Annotated in this window: 11 protein-coding genes; 5 read left to right on the plus strand and 6 right to left on the minus strand. The window is 43.2% G+C overall.

Annotated elements, in window-relative coordinates; all coding sequences use genetic code 11:
* Positions 1–30 precede the first annotated feature (30 nt).
* Positions 31–591: a flavodoxin family protein gene (locus tag EDD68_RS05720; RefSeq protein ID WP_132371298.1), complete on the plus strand. Its 561-nt coding sequence runs from the start codon at positions 31–33 to the stop codon at positions 589–591.
* 82 nt (positions 592–673) lie between these two features.
* Here EDD68_RS05720 and EDD68_RS05725 read toward each other — a convergent pair whose 3' ends face one another.
* Entirely contained in the window at positions 674–2,260 is a 1,587-nt protein-coding gene (locus tag EDD68_RS05725) for a sensor domain-containing diguanylate cyclase (protein WP_165902073.1), read from the minus strand.
* 643 nt (positions 2,261–2,903) lie between these two features.
* Complete coding sequence (locus EDD68_RS05730) at positions 2,904–3,299, minus strand: carboxymuconolactone decarboxylase family protein (RefSeq protein ID WP_132371385.1); 396 nt, start codon at positions 3,297–3,299, stop codon at positions 2,904–2,906.
* A 142-nt stretch (positions 3,300–3,441) separates the two neighbouring features.
* On the opposite strand from EDD68_RS05730, the gene EDD68_RS05735 reads away from it, so the two are divergent.
* Complete coding sequence (locus EDD68_RS05735; protein WP_132371300.1) at positions 3,442–3,636, plus strand: small acid-soluble spore protein H; 195 nt, start codon at positions 3,442–3,444, stop codon at positions 3,634–3,636.
* 237 nt (positions 3,637–3,873) lie between these two features.
* Here the strand turns inward: EDD68_RS05735 and EDD68_RS15180 are convergent, their stop codons facing one another.
* Entirely contained in the window at positions 3,874–4,032 is a 159-nt protein-coding gene (locus EDD68_RS15180; RefSeq protein ID WP_165902074.1) for a hypothetical protein, read from the minus strand.
* 285 nt (positions 4,033–4,317) lie between these two features.
* Positions 4,318–5,670: an MATE family efflux transporter gene (locus EDD68_RS05740; RefSeq protein ID WP_132371301.1), complete on the minus strand. Its 1,353-nt coding sequence runs from the start codon at positions 5,668–5,670 to the stop codon at positions 4,318–4,320.
* Positions 5,671–6,239: 569 nt separating this feature from the next.
* Between EDD68_RS05740 and nagZ the strand changes: the two genes are divergently transcribed.
* Both nagZ and EDD68_RS05750 read left to right on the plus strand, forming a co-directional pair.
* Positions 6,240–7,802, plus strand: a complete 1,563-nt coding sequence (gene nagZ, locus EDD68_RS05745; protein ID WP_132371302.1) for a beta-N-acetylhexosaminidase — start codon at positions 6,240–6,242, stop codon at positions 7,800–7,802.
* Between the two features lie 84 nt (positions 7,803–7,886).
* Positions 7,887–8,432 (plus strand): hypothetical protein, encoded by a 546-nt coding sequence (locus EDD68_RS05750; RefSeq protein ID WP_132371303.1) that lies wholly within the window; start codon positions 7,887–7,889, stop codon positions 8,430–8,432.
* 1 nt (position 8,433) lies between these two features.
* On the opposite strand, the gene EDD68_RS05755 is transcribed toward EDD68_RS05750, so the two are convergent.
* Both EDD68_RS05755 and EDD68_RS05760 read right to left on the minus strand, forming a co-directional pair.
* Complete coding sequence (locus EDD68_RS05755; RefSeq protein WP_165902075.1) at positions 8,434–9,228, minus strand: arylamine N-acetyltransferase family protein; 795 nt, start codon at positions 9,226–9,228, stop codon at positions 8,434–8,436.
* A gap of 34 nt (positions 9,229–9,262) precedes the next feature.
* A complete protein-coding gene (locus tag EDD68_RS05760) occupies positions 9,263–9,691 on the minus strand; it encodes a hypothetical protein (RefSeq protein ID WP_132371305.1) in 429 nt (142 codons plus the stop codon).
* A 160-nt stretch (positions 9,692–9,851) separates the two neighbouring features.
* Here EDD68_RS05760 and EDD68_RS05765 point away from each other — a divergent pair, with 160 nt between their 5' ends.
* Complete coding sequence (locus EDD68_RS05765; protein WP_132371306.1) at positions 9,852–11,033, plus strand: MDR family MFS transporter; 1,182 nt, start codon at positions 9,852–9,854, stop codon at positions 11,031–11,033.
* The last annotated feature ends 94 nt before the right edge of the window (positions 11,034–11,127 follow it).

Consider the following 11,127-nt stretch of genomic DNA (forward strand, 5'->3'; position numbering starts at 1 on the left):
TGAAACTGAATTCAGAAAGGTTGAGTCTCTATGAAAAAAGTACTGGTGTTAGAAGGCAGCTCCCGGCCCAACGGGAATACGGAAGCACTTACAAACGTATTAATGAACGGAATTGAACGAACGACGATTTTCTTGCGGGAAAAAAATATTCTTCCTATCGTCGACAAACGGCATGATGAAGATGGGTTTTCCATTGTCAATGATGATCATGATGCTCTGATGAAGGCAGTCTTTTCCCATGATATTCTCGTTTTCTCTACACCGATTTACTGGTACAGCATGTCAGGCATCATGAAAAACTTTGTGGATCGCTGGTCACAAACTGCCCGGGATGAACGTTTTCAGATGAAAGAAGAGATGAAAAGAAAAGAAGCATATGTTGTGATTTGCGGGGGTGACCAGCCCCGGATCAAAGGACTGCCGCTGATTCAACAGTTCCAGCATACGTTTCATTTTGTCGGGATATCTTTTCAGGATTATATCATTGGCCATGCCGGAAAACCCGGAGAAATATGGAATGATACCTATGCTTTAAGTGCCGCACAGGCATTAAATGATGTGATTAAAGAAAAGATCCATACTCAACCGTAAACACCTAGTGAGTGGTAACTGGCAGGGGAGGCAGAGACGCAGAGCTTTTTGCCTGATATACTGATCCACCAGGATGGCCTTTTTAAGTAGTATCCTGTTTTCCAGGAAAAATTTCAAAATCGTTTCCGGACGATTTTTTGATATTGTACATGGATTGGTCTGCATAGCGAAGCAGTTCATCACAGGTTTCTCCATGCGAAGGACAGATGCTTACCCCAATGCTCATGTTTACTGGGATATGAATGTTTCCGGAAACAAAGGGATTCTTATTGATCGTCTGATAGAGTTCAGACATATACTCCTTTATGGCATCCATTGAAGATACGTTTTCCAGAAACAAGACAAATTCATCGCCTCCAAGTCTTGCAGCGACTCCCTGGTCAAGCATGGATTCCTTTAACAAATACGCTACATGTTTAAGAAATTGATCGCCTACCGTATGGCCATACTGGTCATTGACATGTTTAAAATGATCCAGATCGATTAAAACCAGGGCCAGGAGGGATTGCTCGTGGTTTTCTTTCCATTCTTTTACCCTTTCCTCAAAACGTTTATAGAAATACCTTCTATTCGATAAGCCCGTCAAATAGTCATGGTAAGCAAGAAAAGAAATTCGCCTGGATTTTTCCATATCTCCGGTTACATCCCTTAAAATTAGTATATAATGGGGATGTTCATCCACCAGAAGATAATCCCCTTCGATGACGACATCTTTCTTTTCATCGTTGATCATAAACCTGGTCTCCAGGCCTTTTATTTTTAGTTGATCATTCAATCCTGACTCAAAGGCCTGTTCCCATTTTTTCATGACGCCAGGATGGATAAACTCACTGATGTTTGTATCATGGTTTTCTTCCAGATATAACATCTTTTTGGCCCCGGGGTTCGAATCAATAATGAGCCCCGTTCGATTCACGAGGAGAATCGCGAGAGGATTCAAGTTAAAAAGGGTTTCATATCTGGATTTGAAAGTGGTTAAAAAGTTATGGCGGTTCATCGCAAGCCTCAGAGCAAAACCCCATATAATTCCTGCATATATAAATGGATGAGGCGGAAGACCTGAGCCAAATGGAATATAGCCAAACACACTAGTCCAAACCAACATCAATCCCATTGTCAAAAGCAATGTTTTATAAAGTCTTTTCCTCTCCCTGTTCAATTCTTTTTGTAAGTAAAAGGCCAATATCATCATGTAAACCATAATGATGATATTTCCAAATGTCACGGTTGTATAATAAGCTGTATTATACTCAGGTACTTTCCAGATCCCCATTTGAACAAATTCTCGACTTGTGAACATCGTAGTTTCAGTCGCAGCATTTAACAGAATGAAGACGAGCGGGAGATAAAAAATGTATGGATAAAGATGGCGGGGCATTTTTTTGTGAAGATCTGTGATGGCTGCAATGAAATGAAAACCCAGGGCCGGAATGATCACACCAACGTTTCCAAACCACCCATTTACCAGAACCGGACTGTATTCCAGAGGCAGCAAATGCCGCAAATATTCTTCAACCAGTAAAAGAAAGTAACTGAATATCATTAAGCTGACCAGGCGGTGTTCGGTCTTGCGCGGATTGCGGGAGATAATATCCAGAGCCATATAAAATAGATAAAAGGCGGGAATCATGTAAGCAAGAAAAGGGATGATCACTTGTTGAACATGCAACATTATCCCTACTTTCTATTATAAAATCATTCTGTACTTTAAGATTATCATGATTTGACAGACGATTCTACAAAAATAGACATATTTTTAAAAATACTTTGCCAATTTAGTAGGTCTAAAAGATTATTCCCTGAGGAAGAGATGATGGTTTTTTAAGTCTAATGGACTACACACAGGAAGGAAATAGTTTTTTGATAGCTAAAACGATGTTCGGATGTATGTCATAGCAGCTGTGATTGCCTGACAAGCTGATAACAGGAAAAAGCCTGGTGAAATCCAGGCTGTGTGCATGACTCTATAGAGTGCATGGTATAAAACGTAAAAAGGGGCTGGGACAAAGCCGCATCAGACAATGAAAAATCCGAACTATATTCCATCATCGTGATGAGTTCGGATTTTTTCTTTCGTCAAAATGCTTCGCTTGCCGCGGCACGGCCTGAGGCTTCCTAAGGCAGCTCATCTTTTCTGTCTTTAGGAATTTTCGACTTTTGCTATTCTCGCTAGGCACAGGACGTGCTCGTGTCAGACGTTGGCCACAGGACGTAGCCGGTTTTAGTCGATCTGGAGCCCACGCATGTTGACTACATAAATGTTTTGTTCGTCTTTTCTACCGTTCTTTCATTTTTGTCCCATCCTCAAGAACTTAATGGGTATTTTGGTTTTGATAATGATCAAAGGTATCCATTGCGAGTGTAGCACCCTGCGAAAATGCTGCTCCCCCGCCAAGTGCGGCGCTGATAGCCAGTGTTTCCATAATCTCCTGTTCTGTGGCTCCATGTTCCACTGCGCCTTTGGTATGGTAAATAATACAATATTCGTCCTGGGCATAAATGCTGATGGCCAGAGCCATTAATTGTTTTTCCTTCTCTTTTATGGCTCCCGGTTTAAAGCAGGCATCCGTAAAATCGAAATAACCCTGTGTCATTTCTGGAAGCCGTTCTCTTAAACGTGCACTTCCCTGTTTGTAATCCATAATGGACTGATCAAAATAATTGACCGCACCGTTTTGGTTGTCATATAGCGTATCCCGTGTATCCATAAACTCCACCTCATCCATCAATTTAGTCATTCTTAAGTTTTATCATAGGGATGATGACATACATGGAATTATGTGGAATTTAACAACCTGCATAAATCATTGATCTTAGCAAGAAACTATATGCAAAAAGGAGCTGTTTGAAATGAACACTCAGCGCGCTAAAGAAATAGCAGAATCTCCGCGCATGATTCATGTTACCTATAATGGAATGCCCATATTTATCCAGCATGTGGATGAAGAACAGGATATGGCAAGAATTTATCCGTTAGATAACCCGGAACATGAACAGGAGGTACCTGTCCGTCAATTAAAAGAGGAAAACAAGGAGCATTTTTAAGAACAGCATCAGGCGCCCGCTTAGTCCCGAGGACTGCTGGTGGTAGCGCGAGGAAAATGCCCGTCTTCCGGGGACCGAGACAGTTCAAGGGGCTGGGTGCCGAAGCTGGACATCCCCCGTTTTAACCAGTTTCCGAATTTTTTTATCCTTTGAACTGGTTGTCCAACTCAGCCGTTACTGTATGTATTCCGCTATTTCAGCCCCGTATCATTATTTGTCTTATCAATCAGACCCTGATCAGCAAAAAATAGAAAACCCCTGCTGGGAAACTCTGTCCGTATTGGTGAGTAATACAAACACAATGATCGCCGTTAATATTCCAAGCAAATAAAAAAGCAAAGCCAGAAGGAATAAATCACCTTTTGACCAGCTTTTGTTCTGATTGCTCACATGCATTCGCCACCTCCTTTTTTACACAATGTATTCAGGGAGGCGGCGAAATATGCGGAGGTTATCGAGCCATAGTCAGTCCTTTCTTACCCTGTCAGCGGTCTGAGAATCGGAACAGGCAAAACATTTCAGCTGCCCATTTTCACTGACACCGTCCAGAAATCCATTTCGGCAATAAATATCCTTCCCACAGTTTTCACACGTTCCTACATATTCTTCCAGGCCTTGACCCTCCTTCAAGATAAGGGGTTATAGTTTTATATGTATGATTTGTTTGTTTGGAATTGGAATCTATTCATCTTTTTTCTCTTTAAAAAGTTGAATGTCCCGCCATTTGCCAAACCGGTAGTAGCCCATAGCGACGAAACTGCTGAGGATAAAACTGATTCCGATACCATACGCAATCCCTTCCTCCCCCATCCAGGAAGAAACGAGATCACTCAGCGGATATCTGAGCACCCAGAAGGAGATAAGGTTAAGCACAAGTACCTGATACATGGCGCCGGATGCCCGTACCACTCCATTTAAAATAAAGTTAATCCCTAAAAACGGATAGAATAAACCGACCGTTTTCAGGTAGGTGGAGCCGAATTGGACTGCTGCTTCCTCCTGAATAAACAGGCGGACGCCATACTCGCCGAACAGAACGAGCAAAATCGCGATCAAAAACATGACAGACAAGTTATACAACAGGCCATATTTCGCAATGCGCCCTACCCGCTCCCATTTTCCTTTACCTATATTTTGTCCAGCCATGCTGGTTACCGCAATCCCGAGGGCATGGGCTGGCAACATGAGAAGACTGTCAAGACGCTGGGCTGCACTAAATCCCGCCACCACATCTTCCCCAAAGGAAGTGACTACACTCATGATCGCGGCAGATCCTGCAGAAATAACAGACATCTGAAGGCCCGACGGAATTCCCAGTTTCAGAATCACGAACACTTCCTCTTTTGCAGGTATAACTGGCACTGAAAAAGGTACAAGTTTTCGTTTTAATACGTAAACGACCCCAAACAGAAAAGAAAGCCCCTGGGAAAGAATGGTGGACACGGCTGCACCCTGTACGCCCAGGCCAAATACCGAAATAAAAAGAGGATCCAGAACGGTATTCAGCAATACAGCAATGGCAACAAATCGAAGAGGTGTCTGGCTGTCCCCGAGGGCACGGAGTACCGCCCCGATAAAGTTATACCCGGTTAAAAAGAAAACCCCGACAGCATTGATCTGCAGGTAAGTTCTGGCCTCATCCATCAAGGTTTCTGGTGTCCCCAACAGGACGAGAATCGGTTCAGCAAAGAAAAAGGCGACAGAACCAAGAACCGCGGACATTAGAAATAACATGATAACAAAGGCATTTACGTAACGCTTTAACCCCTCTCCATCACCTTTTCCTTTTTGCTGGGACAAAATGGTAAGGGTGGCGTTGTTGATTCCTATGATAAATGAAAGCATCGTAAAAATAACGGTACCAGAAACAGCGACAGAACCAAGGGCGTTGGCTCCGATTAAATTGCCGACCCACAAACTGTCAATAAACTGATAAGATACCTGAAGCAAATTGGCAAAAATAATCGGTCCTGAGAAAAGGAATAGTTGTTTGAGAATATTCCCCTCTGTAAAATCATGTTTTTTTGATTTCATGTTATATCTCCCTGCTTCCAAACATGTTCTCCAATATCTTACCATATGACCCCCCGCTTTAAGATTCACATGCTTAAAACAAACCATAATAGCATAATATAAAATAAGCTTGATTAGCCGTGATCACGGAAGCCTGCCCGCATTATGGATTGAATCAGGCAATCGCCAAAACCCCCTTCATGAAGGCCATTTGTTGACCCACTACGTTGTATGTTGTCCGTCAAAAATGAGATGACGGACATATCTATCTCCTATTGATGAAATGGTTTCCTTCATAAACGTGATGACGGACTTTTCTGTCACTTGTTAGAGAAATGATGTCCTTCATCAACTCAGTGACGGATATTTCTTTTATTTTTTAGTGATTGTTGTCCACCATGATCAAACCTGGCATTGACCAATCGGACAGGATGAAGCCAGCGGTGAAGTGAAGTTGCGACTTTGCGTATAATGCATCGCATGGGTTCTGACGTTAACATATTGGCACTGTTGGATCGGCCAGTAAGCCATCTGTCCCAATTCAAAACAGAGATGTGGAACCTAATCCGTCCTGGTAAGGAGTGATACGTATGCTGGATCATCTCACCCTTGAGCAGAAAATCGGACAATTACTCATGTGCGGATTTTTTGGAACAGAACCATCCCATGAAGTTGTTGACTTGATTAAAAACTTTTTTATTGGAGGAATCTGTTATTTTGGCCGCAATCTTGAAAACCCTGAACAAATACACGAGTTGTCCGTAATGCTACAGGATCACGTTCCCCACGGGATTCCCTTGTTGATCTCCATTGATCAGGAAGGGGGAATGGTCCACCGCATTCATAAAGGGGTCACCCTCAGTCCCGGCAATATGGCTGTCGGTGCCACAGGAAATCCGACGTATGCCTATGAACTTGCCCGAATTGTAAGTGAAGAATTAAGAATCATGGGGATTAACATGAACTTTGCTCCCTGCATCGACGTTAATAATAACCCTCATAATCCGGTGATCGGTGTTCGTTCGTATGGAGAGGACCCCAAAATGGTTGCGGAATTTGGCAGGCAGGCAATCCGGGGTTACCAGGATGGGGGGGTTGCTGCTTCCGCCAAACATTTCCCGGGGCACGGGGATACGGAAATGGATTCGCACCTGGGCATGCCGGTTGTGCACCATCCCATTTCCCGACTCGAAAGGGTGGAACTTTTCCCTTTTCGCAAGGCGATTGAAGAAAATGTAGACAGCTTGATGGTGTCCCACGTCTGTTTTCCTGCCATCGAAGACGGGGTGCCTGCAACCCTGTCCAAAAACATGATCAATGGGGTGTTAAGAAATCAGTACAAGTATGAGGGAGTTGTGATTACAGATTGCATGGAAATGAGAGCCATCGAACATCATTACAATGTAGAAGAAGCCGTAATCAAAGCGATACAGGCGGGGGCAGACATCCTATTATTCAGCCACTCTTATGAAAAACAAAAACGGGCTCTGCAGGCTCTCAAACAGGCTGTTCAAAACGGTGAAATCTCGGAGAAACGAATTGATATATCCGTAGAACGCATTCTGTCCCTGAAGCGAAGGCGGATCAAATGTATTCACCCAGATTTTGAGAAGAAGGAATTAGCCAAAAAACCAGGCCTGAATCTTGCCCAACGAATAAGGGATGAAAGCATCACCATTGTCAAAGATGACGACCATCTTATTCCTGTCGACCCCGGCAAAAAAACTACCATTATCTGGCCAGAAATAGTGGTCACTTCAGACATTGATGAGGGATATGATCAAAAGGAAACGCTGGGCGATTTTCTGAAACATCATGTGTCTGAATTAACCGAAATAAAAATCAAGGACACACCCCGCCGGGTCATTTTGGAGTCTGTTTTAAATGCAGAACAGGTAATGATCTGCACCTATAACGCCGCAAAAGACCCTGCGCAAAAAGACCTTGTGGAAGAGATGATGAAAAAAACCGATGGAAAGGCCATGATTTGTGCGTTGAGGAATCCTTATGACATGACACTTTTTCCGCAAATACGCACGTATGTAACCACATATGAAGCCACGTCTGGGTCTATTCAATCTTTAGCCAGGGTACTGACAGGAGAAATTCAGGCTGGGGGCCATCTTCCCGTAAGTTTGCACACGAAAAGCTGAGTGTGATTGAACAACATACAGAATGGAAATTATCGTAAAGACACCTGTTTATGATATAATATGAAGCTAACAGGAGGTGTCCCGATGAAAGCCTGGATTCAATCCCTATCAGCCATAGTTACCGTTTTCATTCTTACATCTTGTTCCGGTGGTCAACTGGTTGAAGTGGAACTTGTATCAGCGAAAGCTGACATTGTCTCCGATAAGAGCAAGGTTGGTGAACTGGTGATTAAAACAGAGGATGAAAGGTATTCCATAACTCCTACATCCCTCTATTATGAATTTACCTTTAAACATACCGGAAATCACACCATCGATCTGGACGATCAATTTTCCATAGAAGTTAAACCCTTTGAGTCATTATCCGGCGAATCATTTGAACTTCTGGATAAAAATATTTTTGAACATGATCATGGGTATAGTCTGGTTCCAATGCCGTTTAAACCTGGTGAAGAAAAGAATGCATCCGTATACTATCATTTAGGAAAATATGTAGGTGATTCCGCTGTCCCTGTATTCCCAGATGATCAGCAATTAGAAGATTTAAAAGAACATGCTCTGGATGCTGAGCTTGTCATTCTTTATAAAGATGAAGAAATAGCCCGATTTGATTTATCCGATTATAAGTAGTTTATTTATGGTTCAATTTAACCTTTCCTTCAAGAAGATCATAGTCAATCCCGAAATATTTTTTCAGCAGTCTCCGCCACTCCTTTTCGGATGTGACCGGGGATTTTTCTTTTACTTTGTTTCTGGTTATCGTCAATGATTCCTCGGAAAGGGATATCCTCCCATCCGCTGTTGCGATGCTGCAAAGTCTCTCTTGACCAAAAAGGGTGTCCTTGCTTGTTTCATAGTAACGACACATTGGCTGAAAAGCAGCCAGCTCCTCCGGTTGGGTTGAAAATTGAAACAACTTTTCCCACTGATCATTCGCAGACTTCTGTAAGATATAGGAGGTATCACCTGTTTGTTCCAGCCGATATGTGGCCAGATGATCCTCATAGACCATTCCATGCCTGATCTCGATAGGCTCCATAAAACCTCCGCCAACACCTACATCTGCGAGATAAGTTTTCCCTTCCACATTTACATTTAAGGCTAAATGGGAATAGGGAGGATTCCAGTCATGTTTATCTTCATTCCAGAATGCTGCGGAGACATAATGCACCTGATAGCCTAATTCCCGATAAACGGCCCCCAGCAGACTGTTCAGTTCAAAACATAACCCGCCCCGTTTGTGAACCGCTACTTTTTCCTGGACTTTAACAGGATCCATGGACAGCGGGTGCTTCAAATGGATATCCAGATTTTCAAAAGGCACGGTTAACAGGTGCCGGCGCTGAATATCCCGAAACAAAGCTTTTCGGTCTGAAACACGTTCCGGATTTATGCCAATATGATGCAAATAAGGTTGAATGTCCAATCTTCCCACCCCTTTCATCGTTTAAAGTCCACGTTTAAAACGGTTCATCTTCGGTTATATCAATCTCCATCCCCGTACAGCACCCCTCTGGATCATAGGCAATTCGGGCAAATACTTCATCCCCCTGTTTGCCTCTAAGCAGCGTAATTGTTAACGTGCTGGAGGTGGCCCCGCCTATATCGGTGTATGTGTAGGCAGCCTTTGCTTTTGTATATCCCTTTGCATAAATATATTCATATCCTTCGCTGCTATATTGATGGACTCGATCATTTGAATCTTGAATGGCCTGGTTCAGCCATTCCTGGATTTGATCGGAATAAGTCTGATCTGGATCTAAATATTCCAGACGGATGATCTTCTCCTGGCCCCTGTTTTCGGCTGCTTGCGTATCTTGCTGACAGCCTGCAGCAACCAGAAATCCTGCCACCGCAACCATGATCAAGATCATTCTCTGAATCAGCATCGAAAACACCTCTTTCGTTCCTACTAGATTAACAGATATTCTGTATCAATGAAAGATGAAAAAAATATTTTTGTTTTCGAAATAAATCCATTGCATTTTTTTCGTTTTCGTAATACGATTTCTCCGTAATCGTTAAAAACATCTTAAGGAGATACAGACGATGCCCAAACATATATGGCTGTTGATCATCGGCACTGCTATTCAAGTGACTGGAGCTTCATTTATCTGGCCGTTAAACACGATTTATATGCATAATGAATTAGGGAAATCCCTTGCATTTGCAGGGATGATTTTAATGCTGAATCAGGGAGCCGCAATTGCCGACAATTTAATCGGTGGTACATTGTTTGACCGGCTTGGCGGATATAAAACCATCGTTTCAGGAACAACTATTGCTCTCGTAGCAGCCATTGGACTGACGGTTTACCATACCATACTCCCATACGCCGTGTTTTTGATTATGATCGGTTTTGGCGCAGGGATCTTACACCCTGCAATGTTCGCCATGGCCAGCTCTATCTGGCCGGAAGGGGGAAGACGTGCTTTCAACGCCATTTATGTAGCCCAGAATTTAGGAGTAGCCATTGGAGCTTCCCTGGGCGGGCTCGTTGCAGCCTATTCCTTTTCCTATATTTTTATGGCGAATGCGGCTATTTACGTCATTTTCTTTTTATTTGTTTTGCTGACCTATAAACCAATGGAAAAGAAATATGATGCCAATGCCTATACGAGTGTCCTGGGTCAGGGAATTAAAATTGTCAACAAATCCGCATTTACCGGCTTGATGATTTTGAGTTTCGGGTTTTTCATCTGCTGGGTCGCCTATGTTCAATGGCAGTCAACCATTGCTTCCTATACACAGGATCTGGGCATTCCGGTAGACCAGTACAGTCTGCTCTGGACGATAAATGGATTTTTAATCGTCCTGGCACAGCCGCTTGTTAGACTGCTGGCCCATTATGTCCCTTCTCCCAAAAAACATATTGTGATCGGGAATGTGATTTTCCTGATTTCTTTTATATATTTGCTTTTTGCTGAATCCTTTGCCCATTTTGCTGCGGCAATGGTGATTATCACCCTGGGAGAAATGCTGGTCTGGCCGGCGGTACCTACTCTGGCCAATGAACTGGCACCGAAAGGGCAAACAGGGTTTTATCAGGGCATCACCAACAGCGTGGCAACTGCAGGGCGGATGATGGGTCCCGTTCTTGGAGGGCTCGTGGTTGACCTTTATAGTATAGATGTGTTGTTCTATGGATTAATCATCATGCTGGTTATTCCCTTTTTCACAACCCATCTATATGATAAAAACGTACAAACAAACGAAAACACAGCAGCGTAAAACCGGTGGTCCTGATTGCTCACAATTGAACGCTGATTGTCCAGCGTTAAGCTTTGACCTCACAAAAACGAGTGCTGTGCGCCCAAAGATGAGT

It is taken from the genome of Melghiribacillus thermohalophilus, assembly GCF_004342905.1.
Taxonomy (GTDB): Bacteria; Bacillota; Bacilli; order Bacillales; family Alkalibacillaceae; genus Melghiribacillus; species Melghiribacillus thermohalophilus.